Here is a 21,409-nt window from a genome sequence, read left to right as displayed (position 1 = left end):
TCCTGCGGGAGGTGTTCGAACTGGATGTCGGTGTGCAGGACGTACAGGATCCCGCACAACACCTGGCGGTCCGGGACCGGCAGGCGACCGGGGTACCGGAACCGCCGCTCCTTCTTCGGCAGCAGCGGCTCGATCCGCTCCCACAAGTCGTCCGGCACGATCCACGGTGAAGTTCCCATAGCCTGGCCAACGCTCAACTGCCCGGTCAGGCACGGCTACCAGGGGCGATGCACCTCATTGTGTTAGCCGTTCTTAGAGGCGTCGCAGTGCGCGAAATGGAGGACGTCCATCCAGTACGAGTCCTTGTAGAGCATCCGCGGCAGACCCATCCTTGTGGCGGTGCACGCGCAACCGGGCCGGCCGCACACTCCTCGAGGAGCGGCAGACGGCCGCCGTCGTTCGACACGGTCACACCGGTACCTGGCCTGCCTTCTCCTCCGGCCCTCGAGTGGTCGGCCGCGCGCGCCCCCAGGCGGCCAGCGGCTGGAGTGCGTCGTTGAGGCGTCTGCCGTCCTCGGTCAGTGCGTACTCGACGCGGGGCGGCACCTCGTCGTAGGAGACGCGGTGCACGACGCCGTCCGCCTCCAGCTCACGCAGGTGCGAGGCCAGCACTTTCTCGGTGATCCCCGGAAGCAGCCGACGCAACTCGCCGAAGCGACGGTAGGGATGCTCGTGGAGCGCCCAGAGGATCAGCACCTTCCACTTGCCGCCGATCACCTCCATCGCGGCGTCGATCCCGCAGACGTGTCCGTCTGGTGCGCCCGGCCGGTTCAGCGTCGTCATGCCCCACCCTTCTGACGTGCTCGCTCACCCCGGGGTAACCACCCACTGCCAAGTGCGTACTTGATCACCTCAGGCCCAGTGGCCAGCCTAATCGGCATGGCACAGAACACTGTTGAGAAAACCCCCGTCACGATGCTGGGCCTCGGCGCAATGGGCACCGCGCTGGCTCGCACCTGGCTTGCCGCCGGCCACCCGCTCACCGTCTGGAACCGCACCCCAGCCCGCGCCGCGGCACTCGGCGCCGAGGGCGCAAGGGTCGCGGACACCGCCGCCGAGGCGGTCGCGGCGAACACCCTGATCGTCGTTTGCCTGTTGGACGACACCTCGGTCGACGAGGCACTCGCCGATACCGACCTGGCCGGCAAGGACCTGGTCAACCTGACCACCAGCACCCCTGCCCAGGCCCGCGCACGCGCCGGGTGGTCCCGCAAGCGTGGAGCCCGCTACCTGGACGGCGGAATCATGGCTGTCCCTCCGATGATCGGCGTCCCGGAAGCCGCCGGTTATGTCTTCTACAGCGGCTCGCAGGAGCTGTTCGAACGACACCAGGAGACCCTGGCTGTCCCGGTCGGCACTACCTACGTCGGCGAGGACGCGGGATTCGCGGCCCTGCACGACGTGGCCCTGCTCAGCGCCATGTACGGGATGTTCGCCGGGGCCGCGCACGCCTTCGCCCTGATCCGTAAGGAGAACATCGACCCTGCGGCGCTCGCCCCGCTGCTCGCCGACTGGCTCGTCGCGATGGCCCCGGCAGTTCACCAGACCGCCGACCAGTTGCGGAGCGGCGACTACACCAAAGGCGTCGTCTCCAACCTCGCCATGCAGGCGGCCGGTACCCCGACCTTCCTGAGCACCGCCGAGCAGCAGGGTGTCAGCCCGGAACTGCTCAGCCCCTATTTCGAGCTGATGCGCCGTCGCCTGGCCGAGGGCAGCGGTGAGGAGGATCTGACGGGCGTGATCGACCTGCTGGTGCACTGACCAGCCACGCCACGCTGGGACCCTTCGTCCGCCCCTTCCGACCTGCGTGGAGGCGACCGGCACGCGGTGACGGGGAGGCTGTGCGGGCACTGCCTGGGGCCGATCGCCGAGCCGCAGGTGCCGATGGCGACCGGGGTCCTCATGGCCGCCACTATGGATATGGACCTGAACACCGTGGCCCGGCGCGACCGATTCGCGCCGATCGAGCCGAAGGAGGCCAGGGCCCGCGGTTCGTGTTGTGGCTGCTCGCGGACCTCTTGAACTCCCTGGTCGACAAGCCAGGGCACATCGACCAGCTGATCCGCGAGACCTCCGACTCCATGGGCCCCGAGCAGGACGGACACCCGACACGTACAGGGAAGAGGACTGGGAGGGGCAGGGATCGAGCGGGGGCCGGCCGAAGTACGGATCCCCAAGAGCGCGCTGGACGCGTTCGCTGTGACGCGGAACGTATGCACGGTGGCGCTGCACAGCTCTTTTAGATGGCGTGGTCTACATCGTCGGTCAGCGCAGCCGCGGTCAGGGTGAGGTGCTGGACCAGGACGGCAGCCGCGGTGTCGGCGTCGCGGGCCAGCACCGCCTCCTCCAGCCTGCGGTGTTCCCTGGCGCCGTCCCGGTCGGGGTCTCGGTGCGCCGACCAACGACGGGCCAGCTCGCTCTCGGTCCACAATCGGTCGAAGGTCTCCAGCAGCGCTCGGTTGTCACACCCCTCCAGCAACGTGCGATGGAAGACTCTGTGCGCTTCGGCCCACGCGGCGGTGTAGTACTCGCCCTCCTCCGGCGCGTATGCCGGTGTGCGCACCAGCCGATGGTGGGCGGCCCGCACGCGGGCCTCCCAGTCGACGTCGCCGCGCTCGATGGACATGCGCAGGACGACCGGTTCGACGGTCCGGCGGGCTTCCGCGATCTCCTGCCAGCGGCGGTCGGAGAAAGACGGCACGGCGAAACCCCGGTTGGGCAGCCTGTCGGCGAGCCCCTCGCCGACCACCCGCACAAGTGCCTCGCGCACCACGGCCAGACTCACGCCCTGTTCCTTGGCCAAGACCTGCGGCTTGAGAGGGGTGCCAGGGGGATGGTCTCCACGCATGATCGCGTCTCGCAGGTGTGTATAGACCTGCTCGGAAAGCATCTGCTTCCCCGACGAGGTCAAGGAGTGCGCCGTCTGAGCCATGGCCCCATCCTAGACGATCCCATCAATAATCGATTATTAGTGTTACTGTCGATTCTGCAGCTGGTCAGAACACGTCGATCAGCGCACCCCCGTCCGCAAAGGAACGACCCCTGTGCCTGCCAACGACCCCTTCGCCCGCCTCCCCCGGGCGGCCTCGTTCACCGTCACCAGCACCACCGTCACCGACGGCACCGCCTGGCCGCCCGAGCAGCGCTCCTCCGGCCTGCCCGGCGGGAAGGACACCTCCCCGCAGCTGTCCTGGAACGGCGCCCCGGACGGCACCAGGAGCTACGCCGTCACCGTCTACGACCCCGATGCCCCCACCGGGTCCGGGTTCTGGCACTGGGCGGTCGCCGACATCCCCGCCACCGTCACCGAGCTGCCCGAGGGCGCCGGCGACGACACCGGCGCACAACTACCTGAAGGCGCCTACCAGTTGCCCAACGATGCCCGCGTGTCCCGTTACATCGGCGCCGCCCCGCCGGCCGGACACGGCCCGCACCGCTACTTCGTCGTCGTGCACGCCCTCGACATTCCCTTGACCGGCGTCCCGGCCGACGCCACACCGGCCGTCCTCGGCTTCACCATGGCCGGACACACCCTTGGACGCGCGGTGTTGACCGTCACCGCCGAGACACCCGCCTGACGACGCCACCCGACCCCTGGAGACACCACCGCCATGCACCTCGACACCCGCCCCCACTCCGCCCGTACCGACGACGGCCCGATGGACCTGAATGCCGTCCGTGACGTCAGCCGTGCCATCAGCGCCGCTCACCTCTTCATATACCTCGTCCCCGAGACCGCCGAGGAAGCCGCCGAACTCGGCGTGACCGACCGCGGACCGGCGTATCTGGCCTACCGGTCGGCCGCGATGGGCGCGGTTCCGTGGCAGGTCACCCTCGCGGCCTTCTACAACTTCAGCCCGCGCGCAGTGCGGGCCATGGCAGGCGTATGGGACGCCGCCCCGCCCGAGCAGTGGCAGGCCGCCCGCTTCATGGCCGCCGGCCGGGCAATGCGGCGCGTCGACGTACATCTCCCCGACGACCACGTTGCCGAGGCGCGCTCGCTGATCGACCCGGTCGTCGCCGGTGCCGACTACGCCGGCAAAGTACTGGCCGCCGCGAACGCCTCGATCCCGCTTCCCCCCGACCCGCTCGTCGCACTCTGGCAGCAGATCACGGTGGCGCGCGAGTGGCGCGGCGACGCCCATCTCGTCGTACTCGCCGACAACGGCCTCGGGCCGTGCGACTGTCTCGTCCTGCACACCGCGACCGGCAGCCTCCCGACAGCTCTCGCGCGAACGACCCGCCAGTGGGACGACGGGGAGTGGAGCGCGGCCACGGCACGCCTCGTCGCGCGCGGCTGGCTCGACTCCCACGGCGTGGTCACCGACACCGGCAGCGCGGCACGCGAGCGCATCGAAGTGGAGACCGACGAGCACTGCGCCACGCTCTGGGCACCGATCGGCAACGCAGGCGCCCGCCGCTTCGCCTCGCTCATCGCGCCGATCACCGACGCGTTCACCGCAGCAGGGACGTTTCAGGCTGTTCACGGACAGTCTGAGCTCACATAGACGGCTGTATCCGCGAGGGCCGCGAGCGACAGGTGGGCACCGCCTTACGCGGCCCGGCCGGCCGTGAAGTACTCCAGCCCGGTCGCTCGCCGCCGCAGGACCTCCTTCGCATCGGCCACGGCCTGCTGAGCTCTCTCCACCCCGGCGCCACGTCCTTCTGGGTGCACCGCCGCAGCTCTCTGCCGCGCTTCCAGGAGCGCTGGATCGACGGCAGCCCCCACCCCCGTGGCATCTGGGTCGACAACGACCCGACACTTCCACGGCGGCCAACACCTCAAGCCTGACCAACAGGATCGACCCAGGCAATTCGGCGGGACCGTCACCCTCAAGAGGGTGCCTTCATGTCTCTGCGGGACGGAACTTACGGTTTGTGGGTTACCCAGAGCAGTTCCGCCGGCCAGCGGTGTGCCCGGTCGGGTGGGTCGATTTCGTTGTAGGCGTTGGGTGTTCCGAGCTCGGGCCGGGGCTCGATGAGGTCGTCGATGACGAGACCCGCGCCACGCAGGACCCTGACCCAGTCGCCGTAGGTGAGCTGATAGCTGGTCGCGCCGTCGCCTTCGGCAATGGCGTTCAGCCCGAAGTAGTCCTGCTGCAGCTGAGCCCACCGAAGTCGCAGAAGACCAGGTCGAAGCTCTCGGCGGCAAAGGGAAGTCGCTCGGCGGCGCCTTGCACCAGCGGGTAGCGGGCCGCTCCCATACCGCGGGCCGCCGCGACGAGTTGGGCTTCGGACAGGTCGAGCCCGACCACGGTAGCGCCCTCGGCGGCGAGCGCCCTGGACCACTGGCCGGCGCCGCAGCCGAGTTCGAGGACACGCTTGCCGGTGACGTGGCCCAGGGCGCGCAGGTGCGCGTCGGGGATGGAGTACATGCCCCACAGCCTGGGTGCGGCGCCGATGTGCGGGTCGTGCTCGTGCTGGTAGGCGCTGCTGATCCGATTCCAGAGCGGCCGGTTGGCGGGGATGCTGCCGACACTGCCGACTTGGCCTTGTCGAACGTGCCCCTACCGCAAGCGAGCTGCTTGAAAGTGGATGGCAATGTACTGACCTCGGACTCATGCTGACCCCTTGCTGACTCAGCGCCCGTGATGATGGATCTGGATGTCGGCCGCACCGAACGACACCGCCGGTCGACGGCGGCGGCCGAGGGTGGCCGGCGGCTGCGGGTCGAGTGCCTCGACCCGCGCGTGAGCAGGGATTATCCTGGGAATGGGTCAGGATCATGACAGAGACCCTCGCCACCACGCCCCGCCCCGCTCACCCGGTCCGCCAACTCCTCGCCGCCTCCGTCGGCAACGCCGTCGAGTGGTACGACTGGTACGCGTACACCTTCCTGGCCACCTACATCGCCGACCAGGTCTTCCCCAAGAGCGCGGGCACCTCGCTCGTCCCGCTGCTGTCCACCTTCGCCGTCTTCGCGGTCGGGTTCTTCATGCGGCCCGTGGGCGGGCTGTTGATGGGAGCCGTCGCGGACCGGCGGGGGCGGCGGGCCGCGCTGACGGTGACGATCCTGTCGATGGGCGGCAGCAGCCTGCTGGTCGGCCTCACGCCGACGTACGCCGCCGTCGGCGTCCTCGCCCCGGTCGTGCTGGTCCTGGCCCGGCTGCTGCAAGGGCTCTCGGTGGGTGGCGAGTTCGCGGCCTCCACGACGTTCCTGGTGGAGTCGGCCGGGCCGGGGCGCCGCGGGTTGTTCTCCTCCTTCCAGTACGTGTCCACCTCCCTGGGCCAGCTCGCGGCCTCCGGCCTCGCCGCGCTCCTGGTGGCCGCCCTCGGCGACGGGCAGATGGAGGGCTGGGGGTGGCGCGTGCCGTTCCTCGTCGGGGCGCTGCTCAGCCTCGTCGGGTTCTGGATCCGGCAGGGCGCCCAGGAGACGCGCAGCCAGGACCTGACGGAGTCCGGTGCGCGGCCCGGCCTCTTCGACGCCCTGCGCCACCACCCGCGCGAGTCGCTGCTGATCTGCGGGATCACCGCGGGCGGCACCCTCGCGTACTACACGTGGACCTCGTACCTGCCGACGTACGCGGAGCTGAACACCGGTATCAGCAAATCCGACGCGCTGCTCGCCGGGACCGTCTCGCTCGCCTTCTTCACGCTGCTCCAGCCGGTCGGCGGGCTGGTCTCGGACCGCTTCGGCCGCAAGCCGCTGCTCCTCTTCTTCGGCGTCGGCTTCGCCCTGCTGAGCGTGCCGCTGCTGCACTCGCTGACCGGCTCGTTCGGCTCACTGCTGCTCACCCAGTGCGCGGGCATGGTGCTGCTGACCGGCTTCACGTCGATCTCGGCGGCGGTCAACGCGGAGGTCTTCCCGGCGCGGGTCCGGGCGGCGGGGATCGGCTTCCCGTACTCGCTGACGGTCGCGCTTTTCGGCGGCACGGCCCCGTACGTCGGCACGCTCTTCAAGGAGTGGGGGCACAGCGGTCTCTTCCCCTGGTACGTCGCCGCGCTCTGCCTGGTCTCGTCCGCGGTGTACCTGCGCCTCCCGGAGAGCGCCCACCGCGAACTGGAGCGCTGAGCGGGGCAGCGGGGGCACGTGGCGTCCCAGCCGGGTGTTCCAGGATGCCCACGTCCTCGCAGGTCGCAGGGGCTTTCCGCGTTCCGGCGTCCCACGTTGCCGGGAAGTTGTGGCAGCGCGCACGAGGTGCCCGGCATGCTCGGGCCGTTCCCACGTGAGGCGTGGGGACGGCCTCGCCTCACCTCCGCACCGGCATCTCAGGAGTTCCGTCATGTCCCGTTCCGCCCTCACCCCGTGCCGCCGTACGGCCGGCGTGGTCAGCGCCGCCTTACTGTCCCTGGGACTGCTGACCGCGTGCGGTTCCGGGTCCCCGGACACCGCCGCGTCGCGTCCCCCCGCCTCCGCCTCCCGGACGGCCGGGGCGCCCACCGGCTCGCCCGACGCGGGCGCCAAGGGCTCCGCGAAGCTGTCCGAGGCCGAGGGCGGTGAGCTGAACCTCCAAGGGGGCGACACCCTCGTCCCCCGGCAGTTCCGGCTGAGCCTCGACGGTGGCACCGAGACCCTCACCGAGGTCTCCGGGCTGACGGTGGACCAGCCCACGCAGCAGTTCCCCTCCGACGGCTACCGGCTCGTCCCCGGAGAGCAGCAGCACGCGGGCACCGTGACCGTGGTCCGCGGCGCCGAGCGGTCTCAGCAGTTCACCGACCTCATCGAGGGCAGGACCCGGCCCGCGACCGCCTCCATCGACCAGTTGGACTTCGAGGGCGCCATGACGAAGCGGATGACCCTGCAAGAACCCACGGTCAGCAAGGTGGAGAACGGCGACGCACAGAGCGTCACGCTCCACTTCACGGGCCTGACCATCAGCTGACCGGCCGTTCGGACCGGGTCGCGCCGTGCGCGGTATCGGGTGGGTCAGCGGTGGGCCCGGGTGCCGGTCGGATCGAGGAGTTCCTGGATGCGCGGGCCCACGTCGTGCGGGCTCTGTGCCGCCGTCCGGAAGGGGACGCGCACGTCCTGGTGGGTGGCGGCGCGTTCCAGGCGCAGGACGAGCCCGGTGCGGTCGAGCCGCAGGGGCCGGACCGCCACGACCCCGGTGAGCGCGTCCGCCCGTGCCGGCCGGGCGAGTTCGGCCAGGAGGTCGGCGTGCCCGGTGTCGAGGTGGTCGAGGAGCTCCGCCTCCTGGGCGGCCAGCGGGTCGGGCGCGGCGGCCCCGAGGGCGGCCGCGTCGAGGGTGCGGACCGTGTCGTCCTCGGAGAGTGCGGCCCGCGCGGGGCGCAGGACGAGCGTGCCGGGGCCCGCGGGGGTGAGGCGGCCGCTGAGCGCGAGCCGGGCCCGGACCCGCTCCCGTACGGCGACCGGCGCGACGTCGGTGACCTCGGCGTACACGGCGAGCCCCGAGTGGGGCGCGGCGGCGAGCGCGGCGGTGAGCCGGGGGTCGGCCGGGTCGAGCAGCAGCAGGCGGGCGGCCGCGTCCACCGCGTGCAGCACGACGTGGTCGAAGCGGTCCTCGGTGGCGGTCGCGGTCAGCGCCAGGGAGCCGGCGGCGGCGAGGATCGTCCGCGCCCGCTCGGCGTCGGTAGGGGTCGGGGGCGTGACGGGGTCGGCCATGTCCATTCCTGGATCCTCTCCTCCGGACTAGGTAAGGGTTACCTTACTTACCTGGTCCCCGCCGGTGCACCCCCGGGGTTGGCGCCCTCCTCCCGGGACGTGAAGGCGAGCCGGGCCAGCCGGACGCCGCCGCGCAGCCGGACCCGCAGGTCGCGCACTCCGGCGGCGGTGAAGTCGGCGTGCAGCGTGACGTAGTCGTACGGGCCGCCGGTCGCCGGGACCGTCACCACGCACCCCGCGCCCAGCTCGACGACGCCCTCACCGGCCGCCTCCACGCGCACGCCGGTCACCCCGCCCTCCCCGAAGTCGCAGCCCTGGTAGAGGAGTTCGCCCGCACCGTCGACCGGCGTGACCGCGTCGCCCGACACCTTCGTGCGGTCCACGATCTCGGTGCCATGCTGGTCGTCGTAGGCGGCCGCGTCCAGACCATGGCTGCGCACCGGGCGGGGCGCCGGCTCGTCGCCCTCGACGGTCAGCCGCGTGGAGTGCCGGATGTCCGCACTGGAGGCGCCGAGGAGCAGCTCGTACGTCCCCGAGGTGACGCTCCAGCGGTCGCGGGCGACATCGTGGTGGCCGAGGTCGGTGAGCGGCACGGTGAAGGTGACGCGCTCGGCCGCGCCGGCGGCGAGGGTGAGCCTGCGGTGCGCGAGGAGCTGGCGGCGGGGCCGGGGCACGGCCGCGCCGAGCGGGCGGACGTAGAGCTGCGGCACCTCGTCGGCGGTGCGCGGGCCGGTGTTGGTGAGGGTGAAGGTGAACTCCAGCCGCTCGCCGTCACGGGTCACGAACGGGGCGGTATAGCCGAACGCGCTGTACGACAGGCCGTGCCCGAAGGGGTAGAGCGGGGTGCCCTCGAAGTAGAGGTAGGTCTGGCGGGAGCCGATGATGTCGTAGTCGAGCAGGGCGGGCAGGTCGCTGTCGGCCGCGTACCAGGTCTGAGGGAGGCGCCCGGCGGGGCTGACGTCGCCGGCGAGGACCCGGGCGAGGGCGCGGCCCGCGGCCTGGCCGCCGTGCGCGGTCCACAGCAGCGCGGGCAGCGCGGCGTGGGCGTCCGGGACGGCGTACGGATAGGAGCTGACCAGGGCGAGGACGGTGTCCGGCCGGGCCGCGCGGGCCGCGCGCCACAGCCGGTCCTGGTGCGGGGGCAGGGCGAGGGTCGTCCGGTCCTCGGTCTCGCGGCCGTTGATGTGCGGGTCGTTGCCCGCGACGACGACCACCACGTCCGCGTCGGCGGCGGCCCGGGCCACGGCGTCCTCGCCGCGTTCGACGTACTCGACCGAGAAGACGGTGCCTTCGTCGGCAACCTCCACCCCGTCGGCGGCGACTGACACGTACCGACCCGTCCCCGCGTGCCGCAGGAGGTGCCCGTCCCCGTGCGGCCGCAGCGTGAACGTCTCCTGGACGACCCAGCCGCCGGGCTGCTCGGCCGAGGCGCGCACACGGCCGTCCCCGGCCACCGACAGGTAGCGGCCGTCGGGTGCGCGCAGGGTCAGGACGCCCGCGCCCCAGTCGGCCAGGGCGAGTTCGGTGCCGTCGCCGGGCACGGTGGTGAGGGGCGGCAGGTCGGTGCGGCCGGTGAGCAGGGCGGGGTCCAGGGCGGGGCCGCCACCGTGCCCGGGCTCCTCCCGCGGGGCGTCGGGGACGTGCAGCGTGCCCGCGGCGCAGCGCAGCCGCACCCGGTCCACGCCCTCGGCGAAGGTGACGCGCTCGGCGCCGAACCTCTCGCGCAGGCCGTCGAGCGGGGTGGAGCGGTGCAGGAGGGTGCCGCTGTACCAGTCCGTCTTGCAGGCGTCGGCGAGCAGCCCGACCACCGCGATCCGGGCGTCGGCGGGCAGGGGCAGCAGCCCGTCGTTCTTGAGCAGCACGATCGCCTGCTCGGCGCTCTCCCGGGCGAGGGCGCGGTGTGTGTCGGTGTCGAAGTCCCGGACCTGCGCGAAGGGGTCCGTCTCCGCGAACTCGCCCAGACGCGCCCGGACGTCGAGCTGGCGGCGCACCGCGGTGTCGAGGTCGGCCGCGGAGATCAGCCCTCGGTCGAAGGCGCGGCGCAGCCGGCCGGTCGTGGTCGCGGAGTCCGTGCCGTGGTCGGTGAAGCTGTCGACGCCCGCGGTGAGCGCGGCGGCGAGCGCCTCCTCGTGGGTGGCGAAGTAGTGCTCGGAGTCGACGAGGTTGCTGGGCGCCCCCGCGTCGGAGCAGACCAGCAGTTCCTGGTCGGTCCAGGTCCGCAAGTGCGCGCGCAGGTACGGCGATACGTGGTTGGGGCGGCCGTTGACGAGGTTGTAGGCGGGCATGACGCCGGCGACGGCGCCCGCCTCGACCGGGGCGCGGAAGGCCCGGAGGTCGTACTCGTGCAGGACGCGCGGGCGCACGGAGGAGTTCGTCGTGTCCCGGCGTGTCTCGTTGTTGTGGGCGAGCCAGTGCTTGAGGACGGGGGCGGTGCGCCAGTACGTGGGGTGGGTGCCGCGCAGGCCGCGCGTGTAGGCGGTGGCCAGGGCGGCGGTGAGGTGGGGGTCCTCGGAGTAGCCCTCCTCGTTGCGGCCCCACAGCGGGTGGCGCAGCAGATTGACCGTGGGTGCCCAGACGTTGAGGCCGACGCGGTCGTCGCGGGCGCGCAGAGCGCGTACCTCGGCGGAGACGGCGTCACCGACGCGGCGCACCAGCGCGTCGTTCCAGGTCGCGCCGAGCCCGACGGCCTGCGGGAAGACGGTGGCCGGGCCCATCCACGCGACGCCGTGCAGCGCCTCTTGTCCGGTGCGGAACGCGGCGAGGCCGATGCGGTCGACGGCCGGGGCGAACTGGTGCAGCAGGGCGATGCGTTCCTCGGTCGTCAGCCGGGCGAGCAGTTCGTCGACGCGCTTGTCCGTCGGGGCCGCGGGGGCCGGATGGCGCGGGGGTCGTTCGGTCACGTACGCGTCCCTTGGCGGAGAAGTGGCAGAAAGGGGCCGGAATATTCGAAGCGCTTCGATGCTCGGCACTCCCCTGAGCAGTGTCAAGAGCCGCGCCACAAAAGTCGGTTGAGGAAATCCAGGCACCGACCTTGTGACCCCGGAAACGTTCCCCTAGCCTCGCTGCAACATCGAAGCGCTTCGACGAAATTCGACGCGTTCCTTGAAGGGTTGCCGCAATGACGCCGAACTCGCCTTCCCCCTCCGCTCCCAGCCGCAGACGCTTCCTCGCCTCCACCGCCGTGGCCGCGGCGGCCGTGGCCGGCGGGGCTCCGCTGCTGAGCGCCTGCGGCGCGGCGGACAGCAAGGACCGGGAAGGCACTACGTCGGGCAAGGACGCGGCGAAGCTGCTGCCGGCCTTCGTGGCCAGTGAGTTCGCCGATCCGGACCTGCCCTCGAAGAACGGCTCGGCGGCCGGGTACACCGGCAGGATGACGCTCTCCGCGCTGGCCGCCTCGGTCCCGGAGAAGCTCGGCACCGGCGCGCCCCTGAAGATCATGTCCCCGTTCTGGGGCTCCCCGCCGAAGGCCGGCTGCGCCTACTACAAGGCCCTCGACGCGGCGGCCGGCACCAAGGTCACCTGGCAGAACCAGGACGGCAACACCTACGGGCAGAAACTCGGCGCCGTCCTCGCGTCCAGCACGATCCCCGACATGGTGGTCGTGCCGAGCTGGGAGCTGGTCGGCAAGATCTCGAACGCGGTCACCGCCAAGTTCATGGACCTCGGCCCCTACCTCGCGGGCGACAAGGTGAAGAAGTACCCGAACCTGGCCGCGATCCCCTCGGACTCCTGGCGCATGGGCATCTTCGGCGGCGCGCTGCGCGGCATCCCCATGCCGACCGCGGCCGCCACGTTCAACATCGCGTACTACCGCAAGGACGTCTTCGACAAGAAGGGCTACCCCGTCCCCGCCTCCCCCGGGGAATTCCTCTCCTGGGCGAAGGAGGCGACCAGCGCCAAGGCCAAGGTGTACGCCTGCGGCGACATGTCCTGGACGGCATTCAACATCTTCGGGGTGCGTCCCTCCGGCTCGCTCGGCTGGCACACCGGGGACGACGGCAAGCTGACCTACCGCATCGAGCAGCCGGAGTACCTGGAAGCGCTGGAGTGGACCCGCAAGCTCTTCGACGCGGGCGTCGTCCACCCCGACGACAAGGCCCGCTCCGGCGACGCGGGCCAGCGGTTCGGCGCCGGCCAGATCCTCATGTACAACATGGACATGTCGGCCTGGTACGGCAAGACCGCCGAACAGGCCGCGTCCAACCCGGACTTCGCCATCGACGCGATGGACATCTTCGGCCCCGACGGCGGCGATCCGCAGCTGTGGGCGAGCCAGCCGGCCAACGTCTGGTCACTGATCCGCAAGGGCGCTTCGAAGGAGACGGTCGAGAACGCGCTGGCCGCCGCCGACTTCGCGGCCGCCCCCTACGGCACCAAGGAGCGCATCCTCGTCGACTACGGCGTCGAGGGGACGCACTACAAGGTCAAGGACGGCGTCCCGGTCAAAACCGACCAGGGCAATCTGGAAGTCATCAACGCCTGGGTGATGCTCGCCGCCCCCGCCCCGTACTTCGCGCACCCCGACTACCCCGACGTGGCCCGCAAACAGGTCGAGTGGGAACAGCGGATGGGCACCTTCATGAAGAAGACGTCCACGTACGGCATGAACATCGTCGAGCCGACCCGCTACGCCAACCTCTCCAGCCAGTTCGAGCAGCTGGAGATCGACTACGTACGCGGCAACAAGAAGCTCTCCGACGTGCAGCAGGCCGTCGCGACCTGGAAGTCCTCGGGCGGCGACAAGCTGCGCGACTGGTACAAGAAGCTGCTCGACAAGAACGGCAGCGGCAACTGATGTCCCTCACGGCCGGGAGCAGGCCCGACGGGACACGGCCGGCGGCCACCGTCGAGGAACCGGTGGCCGCGCTCCTCCCCGAGGCGGTCCCCGACAAGCGCCGGGGCGGCCGCGCCCCCTGGCGGGTCCGGCTGCGCCGCGACCGCGCGCTCCTCCTGATGACGGTGCCCGCCCTCACGCTGCTGGTGGTCTTCAACTATGTCCCGCTGCTGGGCAACGTGGTCGCGTTCCAGGACTACGACCCGTACGCGGCGGGCAACGGCGTCGCCGCGATCTTCCACAGCCCCTGGCTCGGCGTGGAGCAGTTCGCGCGCATGGTGGACGATCCGCTGTTCTGGGGCGCGGCACGCAACACGGTCGTGCTCTTCCTGCTCCAGCTGGTGCTGTTCTTCCCCCTCCCCATCGCGCTCGCGCTGCTCATCAACAGTGTGGTCCGGCCGCGGGTGCGGGCCGTCGCGCAAGCGGTCATGTATCTGCCGCACTTCTTCTCGTGGGTCCTGGTCGTCACCGTCTTCCAGCAGGTCTTCGGCGGCGCGGGCATCATCGCCCAGACGATGGAACGGCACGGCTGGGGCGGCTTCGACCTGATGACGGACGCATCCCTCTTCAAGTTCCTGGTGACAGCCCAGTCCGTGTGGAAGGACGCCGGCTGGGGGATCATCGTCTTCCTCGCCGCCCTCGCGGCCGTCTCCACCGATCTGTACGAGGCCGCCGCCATGGACGGCGCGGGCCGCCGGCGCCGCATGTGGCACGTGACACTGCCGGCGCTGCGCCCGGTCATCGCGCTGTTGCTGGTGCTGCGGGTGGGCGACGCGCTCAGCGTCGGCTTCGAACAGTTCCTGCTCCAGCGCGACGCGGTCGGGGCCGGCGCCAGCGAAGTGCTCGACACCTACGTATGGAACATGGGCATCCAGAACGGCGACTTCAGCTACGCGGCGGCGGTCGGCCTGGTCAAGGGCGTGATCGGGGTCTGTCTCGTGCTCGCCGCGAACAAGTTCGCCCATCTCCTCGGTGAGCAGGGGGTGTACAAGAAGTGAGCCTCGACACGCAGCTGATCCGCAGCCTGCGGGCGCCGGCCCGGCCCGCATGGGAGGAGGCGCCGACGAGGTCCGGGCTGACCGCGAAGGGCGGCTTCCTCGTCCTGTGCTGCCTGGGCGTGCTCGGCCCGCTGTGGATCGTGATCGTCACCAGCCTCTCCCCGAAACCGGTGATCGACCGGGCCGGCGGACTCGTCGTGCTCCCGCGCGGCCTCACCTTCGTCAACTACACGGAGCTGCTCGGCGGCGGCCAGGTCAGCCGGGCCATCCTGGTCTCGGTCGGCGTCACCCTCGTCGGCACCGTGTTCTCGATGGCGGTCTCGGTGCTCGCGGCGTACGGGCTCTCCCGCCCCGGCAGCCTCGGCCACCGGGTCATCCTGATGCTGCTGATGGCGACCATGTTCTTCGGGGCGGGGCTGATCCCCACCTATCTCCTGGTGCAGTCCCTCGGCCTCACCGACACCTATCTCTCGCTGATCCTGCCGAGCGCGGTGAGCGTCTTCAACATCCTGGTCCTGCGCGGCTTCTTCATGGGGATCTCCCCCGAACTCACCGAGTCCGCGCGCATCGACGGCGCGAGTGACCTGCGCATCCTGCTGACCATCATCATGCCGCTGTCCCGGGCGGTGCTCGCCGTCATCGCGCTGTTCTACGCGGTCGGCTACTGGAGCGCCTGGTTCAACGCCTCGATCTACCTGACCGACCAGGACATGATGCCGCTGCAGAACGTGCTCATCCAGCTCGTGCAGAAGAACACCGCGGCGCCGACCGGCCTCCAGCAGGCGGTGCGCACCGGCGAACTCTCCACGCTGGGACTCCAGATGGCCGTCATGGTCCTCGCCCTGATCCCGGTCGCCGCGGCCGCACCGTTCGTCCAGCGGCACTTCAAGAAGGGCATGCTGACCGGGGCGGTGAAGGGATGACCGCCAGGAAGACCCCCATCGCCCCCGACGGCCGCCTCCTGTTCGGCGGTGACTACAACCCGGAGCAGTGGCCCGAAGAGGTGTGGGCCGAGGACGTGGCGCTGATGAAGGAGGCGGGCGTCACCTCCGTCACCCTCGGCGTCTTCGCGTGGGCGACGCTCGAACCGCGCCCCGGCGCGCGTGAGTTCGGCTGGCTCGACCGGCTGATGGAGCTGATGCACACGCACGGCATCGGCGTCGTCCTCGCGACCCCGACCGCCTCCCCGCCACCCTGGCTCGGCCGGCTGCACCCGCGGACGCTGCCACGCGACGCGGACGGGCACACGCTGTGGTGGGGCTCGCGCCAGCAGTTCGCCCACTCCTCCCCCGTCTACCGCCGCTACGCCGCCGCGATCACCGAGGACCTCGCGATCCGCTACGGCCACCACCCCGCGCTGCGGATGTGGCACATCAACAACGAGTACTGCACGGCCGACCACGGCGACGAGGCGGCCCGTGCCTTCCGCGACTGGCTGCGCGCGAAGTACGGCACGCTCGGCGCGCTGAACGAGAGCTGGGGCACCGCCTTCTGGAGCCAGCACCTGGACACCTGGGCGGACGTGATCCCGCCGCGCCGGACCCCGTACCTGCACAACCCCGCCCAGCTCCTCGACTTCCGCCGCTTCACCTCGGACGCGCTCCTGGAGTGCTACACGGCCGAACGCGACCTGGTCCGCCGCCACTCCCCCGCGCACATCCCGGTCACCACGAACTTCATGCCGCTGTGGGTGGGGCAGGACGCCTGGGCCTGGGCGGAGCAGGAGGACGTCGTCTCCGTGGACGTCTATCCCGATCCGCGCGATCCGCTGGGCGGGCAGTACAACGCGATGCTCGCCGACATGACGCGCGGCCAGGCCCGCGGCCCGTGGATGGTCATGGAGCAGGCCGCCGGGCCGGTGAACTGGCGCGGCGTGAACCACCCGAAGCCGGCCGGGCTCAACCGCCTCTGGTCGCTCCAGGCGGTGGCCCGGGGCGCGGACGCGGTCTGCTACTTCCAGTGGCGCCAGTCCCGCCAGGGCGCGGAGAAGTTCCACTCCGGGATGGTCGGCCACGCGGGCGCGGAGGGCCGCGGTTTCGCCGAGGTGAAGCAGATCGGTGCCGAACTCGCCGTCCTGGGACCGGAGGTGACGGGGCGGCATGCTGTCTCCGACATCGCCGTCCTCCACGACTGGCACGCGTGGTGGGCGGGCGGCCAGGACGGCAGGCCCTCGACACGGGTCGCGTACGAGGAGGTCGTGCGCGCGTGGCACCGGGCGCTGTGGGAGGCCCACCTCGCCACCGATTTCGCGCACCCCGCGCACGACCTGTCCGCGTACAAGATGGTCGTCGTCCCCCAGCTGTACCTGCTCACGGACGCCGCGATCGAGAACCTCCTGGGTTACGCGCGCGGTGGCGGGACGCTCGTGTGCGGGTTCTTCACCGGGGTCGCCGACGCGGACGACCGGATCCGGCCGGGCGGCATGGACGCCCGGCTGCGGGAGCTGTTCGGCATCCGGACGGTGCACGAATGGTGGCCGCTGGAGGAGGGCGAGAGCGTCGATTGCGGGACGTTCCGCGGCTCGCTGTGGTCCGAGGAGCTGACGGCGGCCCCCGGGGCCGAGGTGGTGGCCGCCTACCGCGGCGGCGACCTCGACGGCCTGCCCGCCGTGCTCCGCCGCGGCCCCGCCTGGTACCTCTCCACCCTCCCCGAACCCCCGGCCCTGCGCGCCCTGCTCGCGGACGTGGCCGCCGGGGCGGGCGTACGGCCTCCACTGGCCGGCCTCCCCGCAGGGGTGGAGGCCGTACGCCGCGGCGGAGTGCTGTTCCTACTGCACCACGGGCGCGGCGAGGTCACCGTCACGCTGCCGGACGACGCGGTCCACCGCGACGTGCTCAGCGGTCAGGAGCACACCGGGTCGGTGGTCCTCGGCCGGTTCGGTGTCGCGGCGCTCACGCGCGGGACGCGGGGGCCCGGTGCTGCCTGAGCATCCGCACGGCACGTGGGAGCCGGCGCCGGCCGGCCGCTGGGAGGACGCCTACCTCAGCGGCAACGGCCGGCACGGCGCCCTCGTCCTCGGCGACCCGCACGACGACCGGGTCATCGTCACCCATCACGCGCTGGTCCGCCCGGACGGCGGCCCGCGGCCCCGGCCGCCCGCGCTCGCCGCCCGGCTGTCCGCGGTGCAGGACCGGCTGCTGGCCGGTGACGTGGACGCCGCCGACGCGTTCACGGACGGCCGGCCGCTGCGCCAGGTCCGGGCGTTCCACCCGGCGTTCCAGGTCCGCTTCGTGCGGGACGACCTCGCGGGGCGCGGCTACCGGCGCGCGCTCGACTTCGCCACCGGCGTGGCCGAGGCGCGCTGCGGCGGCTGGCACAGCCGCGTCTTCGTCTCCCGCGCGGACGACGTCGTCGTGCAGTACGTCACCGGTCCCGGGCTCGACGGGGAGCTCGGTCTCGACCACCGGCTCGCCGGGGTGCCGGGCGCTCTCAAGGTCGGCCGCACGGTCGTGCTGACCCCGGACGGGGCCCGGCTGACCCTGCGCTGCCGCTACCCGGACAGCGACCTGGCGTACACCGGGGTGACGCTCGTGCTGGCCCGGGGCGGCCGGGTCGCGGTGGGCGGGACGGGGCTGCGCGTCGCGGGCGCGGACGGGCTGCTGCTGCTCACCCGGGTCGGCCGCCACCGCGGGGAGCCGGCCGGGGACCGGTCGGCGGACGGTCTCGCGGCCCTGGTGAGCGGCGACGCGGCGACGACGTACGCGGATCTTCTCGCCCGGCACGAGGCGCGGCACCGCGGCGCCTACGAGCGGGTCACGTTCGACCTGGACGCGCCGCGCTCCGAGCGCGGGCTGCCCGGCAGCGCGCTCCTGGAGCGCCCCGGGAGCCACGCCCTGCTGGAGCGGCTGTTCGCCGCCGGCCGCTACCACCTGCTCAGTTCCTCCGGCGCGCTGCCGCCGCGGCTGACCGGGCTGTGGACCGGTGAGTGGGACACGGCGTGGTCCGGCGCGTTCACCACGGACGCCAACCTCAATCTTCAGACGGCCTCCGCGGTCCCCTGTGACCTGCCCGAGGTGGTCGAGGCCCAAGGGGCGTTGATACGGGCTCAGTTGGCGGACTGGCGCGACAACGCGCGGGAGATCTTCGGGGCGCGCGGCATCGTCGCGCCGGCGCACACCGACGGCGAGTCGGGGCACTCCTACCACTTCCAGCGCAAGTGGCCGCTGCACCTGTGGACGGCGGGCGCCGACTGGCTCCTGACCCCGCTCGTCGAACAGGCCGAGACGAGCGGGGAGCGGCCCGCGTGGCTGGCCGCGGCGCTCGCCGAGGCCGCCGAGTTCTACGCGTCCTTCCTCACCAGGACCGGGCCCGACGGGCGCGTGGTGATCGTGCCGTCGTACTCGCCGGAGAACCGCCCCGCGAACGCGGGCCGCGGCACGCTCAACGCCACCATGGACATCGCGGCGGCCCGGCACGCCCTGCGCACCGCCGCCGCCTGGCACCCCGGCCCGGACGGAGCGCGCTGGAGCGCGCTCGCCGAGCGGCTGCCCGGCTACCGGGTCAACGCCGAGGGCGCGCTCGCCGAATGGGCCTGGCCGGGCCTCGACGACTCCTACGACCACCGGCACCTCAGCCACCTCTACCCGGTCTGGCCGCACCACGACATCACCCCGTACTCCACCCCCGGGTGGGCCAGGGCGGCGCACCGGGCGCTCGCCCTGCGCGGCGCCGAGAACGGCTCGGCGCACGGCCACCTCCATCACGCGCTGATCGCGGCCCGGCTGCGCGATCCGGACCGGGTCGCGGGCGCGCTGCGCGCGGTGCTGGGCGGCGACTACTTCCACCGTTCGCTGATGAGCGCGCACTATCCGGGCCGCGAGGTCTACAACGCGGACGCCGCGCACGCCCTGCCCGCGCTGCTCGCCGAAGCGCTCCTGCAGTCCACGCCGGACCGTCTCGTCCTGCTGCCCGCCCTGCCCCCCGGGTGGCGGCGCGGCGCCGTGTCGGGCCTGCGCACCCGCTTCGGCGCCCGCGTCGGCCTGCGCTGGGGCGGCGGCACCTGTACGGCACTGCTCCGCGCGGACCGGGACGCGGACGTGGCGCTGAAGACCCCCGACGGCGGATCCGGGCGACTGCGCCTGAGCGCCGGTGACGACCGCGAACTGACGTTGGGGACGCGGTAGTTCCCCCACGATGACCCCCACAACCCTGGAAAGGGACACCATGGCACCCTCGGCACGACACTCCGTACGACGCCGCACCCTGCTCGGCGCCGGTCTCGCGGCCGCGGCCGCGCTCGCCCTCGCCGCCGCCCCCGCGCAGGCGGCCGTCTGGTCCTCCGCCGACCAGTGGGGCACCTACACCACCCCGGACGGCTACACGCTCTACAACAACATCTGGGGTTCGGGCGCGGGCTCCCAGTCGATCTGGGCCAACTCCTCGTCGAACTGGGGTGTCTGGGCGAACCACCCGAACACGGGCGGCATCAAGTCCTACCCGAACGCCAAGAAGGTCGTGAACAAGCCGCTCAGCGCGCTGTCGTCGCTGACCAGCTCCTACAACGTGACGGTGCCGTCCTCGGGCGCGTACAACACGTCGTACGACATCTGGGACAGCGACTACGACTACGAGGTCATGCTCTGGGTCAACTACAACGGAGCCGTCGGCCCGCTCGGCACCGCGCAGGGCACCGTCACGCTCGGCGGGCACACCTGGACCGTCTACAAGGGGGACAACGGCGCCAATCAGGTCTTCTCGTTCCTGCGCACCTCGGACTCGACGTCCGGCACGGTGAACATCCTGCCGATCCTGAAGTGGATCAAGGACACCAAGGGCTGGTGGGGCGACGAGACGATCGGTGACGTCCAGTTCGGCTACGAGATCACCTCGTCCTCCGGCGGCCTGGACTTCCGGACCAACGGCTTCAAGGTCTCCAGCAGCTGAACCGCTCTCGGGCGGCGCGGCTCAGGAGGCGACGGGTGCCTGGGCCGCGCTCTCGCGCTCGGTCAACTCCGGTGCGAGCAGCACGACGTCCTCGCCCGCCCCCCGGCCCTCGATCCGCGCGACGACGTGCTCGACGGCGCGCCGCCCCATCTCCTGCGCGGGCACCGCGACGGAGGTGAGCGGCACGGAGGCGTGCGCGGCGACCTGTTCGGGGCAGACGGCGACGACCGAGACGTCCTCGGGCACGGCGCGGCCGGACTGGCGCAGCAGGGCCAGCAGGGGGTCGGTCGCCGCCTCGTTCTGCACGACGAACGCGGTGGTGCCGGGCCGCTCGTCGAAGATCCGCGACAACGTTGCCGACACGGCGGCGTACGAGCCCTCGCACGGCCGGTGCAGCAGTCGCAGTCCCAGCTCCCCGCTCCGCTCGCGCAGCCCCGTCAGGGTCCGCTCGGCGAATCCGGTGCGCCGCTCGTAGACCGCGGCCGCCTCCCCGATGACCGCGATCTCGCGGTGCCCGAGGTCGGCGAGGTGCTGGGCGCACAGGGCGCCGGCGGCGGTGAAGTCGAGGTCCACGCAGGTGAGTCCGGCGGTGTCGGAGGGCAGGCCGATCAGCACGGCGGGCCGGCTCGCGGTGCGCAGCAGCGGCAGCCGCTCGTCGTCCAGCTCGACATCCATCACGATCATGGCGTCGGCGAGCGCGCTGCCCTCGATGCGGCGGACCGCCTGGGCCCCTTCCTCGCCGGTGAGCAGCAGGATGTCGTAGCCGTGGGCGCGGGCGGCGGTGGCGACGGCCATCGCGATCTCCATCATCACCGGTACGTACATGTCGGTCCGCAGCGGCACCATCAGCGCGATGATGTTCGACTTGCTGCTGGCCAGGGCCCGCGCGCCCGCGTTCGGGTGGTAGCCGAGCTGGCGGACGCTGGTCTCGACGCGCTCGCGGGTGGCGGCGGAGATGGACCGCTTGCCGCTGAGGACGTAGCTCACGGTGCTGGCGGAGACTCCGGCGTGCCGGGCGACCTCTGCGAGCGTGACCATGTCGTTCTCCTGAGCCGTGACGAGGGGGGACGCCGACGCGGAGCGCTTCGACGGGTACCGGACTGCTCTGTACCGTTCGGCCTGTCGACCCTA

At 71.9% G+C, this 21,409-nt stretch carries 17 protein-coding genes and 1 pseudogene; 11 read left to right on the top strand and 7 right to left on the bottom strand.

Going from position 1 to position 21,409, the window contains the following annotated elements; genetic code table 11:
* The coding region (locus ABZY33_RS14995) for a transposase (protein WP_356491983.1) at positions 1–179 on the bottom strand (179 nt) is incomplete at its 3' end.
* 229 nt (positions 180–408) lie between these two features.
* Positions 409–783: a helix-turn-helix domain-containing protein gene (locus ABZY33_RS14990; protein WP_356491978.1), complete on the bottom strand. Its 375-nt coding sequence runs from the start codon at positions 781–783 to the stop codon at positions 409–411.
* A gap of 96 nt (positions 784–879) precedes the next feature.
* On the opposite strand from ABZY33_RS14990, the gene ABZY33_RS14985 reads away from it, so the two are divergent.
* Complete coding sequence (locus ABZY33_RS14985; RefSeq protein ID WP_356491977.1) at positions 880–1,761, top strand: NAD(P)-binding domain-containing protein; 882 nt, start codon at positions 880–882, stop codon at positions 1,759–1,761.
* Positions 1,762–2,239: 478 nt separating this feature from the next.
* On the opposite strand, the gene ABZY33_RS14980 is transcribed toward ABZY33_RS14985, so the two are convergent.
* The gene (locus tag ABZY33_RS14980) at positions 2,240–2,932 is read right to left on the bottom strand and encodes a GntR family transcriptional regulator (protein WP_356491976.1); all 693 of its coding nucleotides are present in this window, start codon (positions 2,930–2,932) and stop codon (positions 2,240–2,242) included.
* 112 nt (positions 2,933–3,044) lie between these two features.
* Here ABZY33_RS14980 and ABZY33_RS14975 point away from each other — a divergent pair, with 112 nt between their 5' ends.
* Together ABZY33_RS14975 and ABZY33_RS14970 are read left to right on the top strand one after the other, a co-directional pair.
* Positions 3,045–3,578: a YbhB/YbcL family Raf kinase inhibitor-like protein gene (locus tag ABZY33_RS14975; protein WP_356491975.1), complete on the top strand. Its 534-nt coding sequence runs from the start codon at positions 3,045–3,047 to the stop codon at positions 3,576–3,578.
* Between the two features lie 33 nt (positions 3,579–3,611).
* A complete protein-coding gene (locus ABZY33_RS14970; protein WP_356491974.1) occupies positions 3,612–4,508 on the top strand; it encodes a hypothetical protein in 897 nt (298 codons plus the stop codon).
* A 361-nt stretch (positions 4,509–4,869) separates the two neighbouring features.
* Here ABZY33_RS14970 and ABZY33_RS14965 read toward each other — a convergent pair.
* Positions 4,870–5,468 (bottom strand): annotated as a pseudogene (locus ABZY33_RS14965) (class I SAM-dependent methyltransferase).
* 257 nt (positions 5,469–5,725) lie between these two features.
* Here ABZY33_RS14965 and ABZY33_RS14960 point away from each other — a divergent pair.
* Together ABZY33_RS14960 and ABZY33_RS14955 are read left to right on the top strand one after the other, a co-directional pair.
* Positions 5,726–7,012 carry an MFS transporter gene (locus ABZY33_RS14960; RefSeq protein WP_356491973.1) on the top strand — a complete coding sequence of 429 codons (1,287 nt, stop codon included), beginning with the start codon at positions 5,726–5,728 and terminating at the stop codon, positions 7,010–7,012.
* Between the two features lie 211 nt (positions 7,013–7,223).
* On the top strand, positions 7,224–7,823 hold the full coding sequence (locus tag ABZY33_RS14955; RefSeq protein WP_356491972.1) for a hypothetical protein: 600 nt from the start codon (positions 7,224–7,226) through the stop codon (positions 7,821–7,823).
* Between the two features lie 44 nt (positions 7,824–7,867).
* Here the strand turns inward: ABZY33_RS14955 and ABZY33_RS14950 are convergent, their stop codons facing one another.
* Both ABZY33_RS14950 and ABZY33_RS14945 read right to left on the bottom strand, forming a co-directional pair.
* On the bottom strand, positions 7,868–8,563 hold the full coding sequence (locus ABZY33_RS14950) for a DUF2470 domain-containing protein (RefSeq protein WP_356491971.1): 696 nt from the start codon (positions 8,561–8,563) through the stop codon (positions 7,868–7,870).
* A gap of 47 nt (positions 8,564–8,610) precedes the next feature.
* Positions 8,611–11,463, bottom strand: a complete 2,853-nt coding sequence (locus tag ABZY33_RS14945; RefSeq protein WP_356491970.1) for a glycoside hydrolase family 3 C-terminal domain-containing protein — start codon at positions 11,461–11,463, stop codon at positions 8,611–8,613.
* Between the two features lie 218 nt (positions 11,464–11,681).
* On the opposite strand from ABZY33_RS14945, the gene ABZY33_RS14940 reads away from it, so the two are divergent.
* The 6 genes from ABZY33_RS14940 to ABZY33_RS14915 are packed head-to-tail and all read left to right on the top strand — an operon-like array spanning position 11,682 to position 20,278.
* Positions 11,682–13,358 carry an extracellular solute-binding protein gene (locus ABZY33_RS14940; protein WP_356491969.1) on the top strand — a complete coding sequence of 559 codons (1,677 nt, stop codon included), beginning with the start codon at positions 11,682–11,684 and terminating at the stop codon, positions 13,356–13,358.
* The gene (locus ABZY33_RS14935) at positions 13,358–14,395 is read left to right on the top strand and encodes an ABC transporter permease subunit (RefSeq protein WP_356491968.1); all 1,038 of its coding nucleotides are present in this window, start codon (positions 13,358–13,360) and stop codon (positions 14,393–14,395) included. The genes ABZY33_RS14940 and ABZY33_RS14935 overlap by 1 nt, the downstream gene beginning before the upstream one ends.
* Positions 14,392–15,318, top strand: a complete 927-nt coding sequence (locus ABZY33_RS14930) for a carbohydrate ABC transporter permease (RefSeq protein ID WP_356491967.1) — start codon at positions 14,392–14,394, stop codon at positions 15,316–15,318. The genes ABZY33_RS14935 and ABZY33_RS14930 overlap by 4 nt, the downstream gene beginning before the upstream one ends.
* A complete protein-coding gene (locus ABZY33_RS14925; protein WP_356491966.1) occupies positions 15,315–17,321 on the top strand; it encodes a beta-galactosidase in 2,007 nt (668 codons plus the stop codon). The genes ABZY33_RS14930 and ABZY33_RS14925 overlap by 4 nt, the downstream gene beginning before the upstream one ends.
* A complete protein-coding gene (locus tag ABZY33_RS14920) occupies positions 17,314–19,518 on the top strand; it encodes a glycoside hydrolase N-terminal domain-containing protein (RefSeq protein ID WP_356491982.1) in 2,205 nt (734 codons plus the stop codon). The genes ABZY33_RS14925 and ABZY33_RS14920 overlap by 8 nt, the downstream gene beginning before the upstream one ends.
* 40 nt (positions 19,519–19,558) lie before the next feature.
* Complete coding sequence (locus ABZY33_RS14915; protein ID WP_356491981.1) at positions 19,559–20,278, top strand: hypothetical protein; 720 nt, start codon at positions 19,559–19,561, stop codon at positions 20,276–20,278.
* A 21-nt stretch (positions 20,279–20,299) separates the two neighbouring features.
* On the opposite strand, the gene ABZY33_RS14910 is transcribed toward ABZY33_RS14915, so the two are convergent.
* Entirely contained in the window at positions 20,300–21,316 is a 1,017-nt protein-coding gene (locus ABZY33_RS14910) for a LacI family DNA-binding transcriptional regulator (RefSeq protein ID WP_356491965.1), read from the bottom strand.
* Positions 21,317–21,409 lie beyond the last annotated feature (93 nt).

The sequence above is a fragment of the Streptomyces sp. NPDC006552 genome (assembly GCF_040611655.1).
Taxonomy (GTDB): domain Bacteria; phylum Actinomycetota; class Actinomycetes; order Streptomycetales; family Streptomycetaceae; genus Streptomyces.
Note: the sequence above shows the minus strand (reverse complement) of the source record. Positions and strands in the feature narration are given on the sequence as shown.

Bases quoted from the DNA above. Each gene is read 5' to 3' on its own strand.
- ABZY33_RS14990 (WP_356491978.1), bottom strand. From the start codon at position 783: ATGACGACGCTGAACCGGCCGGGCGCACCAGACGGACACGTCTGCGGG.
- ABZY33_RS14985 (WP_356491977.1), top strand. From the start codon at position 880: ATGGCACAGAACACTGTTGAGAAAACCCCCGTCACGATGCTGGGCCTC.
- ABZY33_RS14980 (WP_356491976.1), bottom strand. From the start codon at position 2,932: ATGGCTCAGACGGCGCACTCCTTGACCTCGTCGGGGAAGCAGATGCTT.
- ABZY33_RS14970 (WP_356491974.1), top strand. From the start codon at position 3,612: ATGCACCTCGACACCCGCCCCCACTCCGCCCGTACCGACGACGGCCCG.
- ABZY33_RS14960 (WP_356491973.1), top strand. From the start codon at position 5,726: ATGACAGAGACCCTCGCCACCACGCCCCGCCCCGCTCACCCGGTCCGC.
- ABZY33_RS14955 (WP_356491972.1), top strand. From the start codon at position 7,224: ATGTCCCGTTCCGCCCTCACCCCGTGCCGCCGTACGGCCGGCGTGGTC.
- ABZY33_RS14950 (WP_356491971.1), bottom strand. From the start codon at position 8,563: ATGGCCGACCCCGTCACGCCCCCGACCCCTACCGACGCCGAGCGGGCG.
- ABZY33_RS14940 (WP_356491969.1), top strand. From the start codon at position 11,682: ATGACGCCGAACTCGCCTTCCCCCTCCGCTCCCAGCCGCAGACGCTTC.
- ABZY33_RS14935 (WP_356491968.1), top strand. From the start codon at position 13,358: ATGTCCCTCACGGCCGGGAGCAGGCCCGACGGGACACGGCCGGCGGCC.
- ABZY33_RS14925 (WP_356491966.1), top strand. From the start codon at position 15,315: ATGACCGCCAGGAAGACCCCCATCGCCCCCGACGGCCGCCTCCTGTTC.
- ABZY33_RS14915 (WP_356491981.1), top strand. From the start codon at position 19,559: ATGGCACCCTCGGCACGACACTCCGTACGACGCCGCACCCTGCTCGGC.
- ABZY33_RS14910 (WP_356491965.1), bottom strand. From the start codon at position 21,316: ATGGTCACGCTCGCAGAGGTCGCCCGGCACGCCGGAGTCTCCGCCAGC.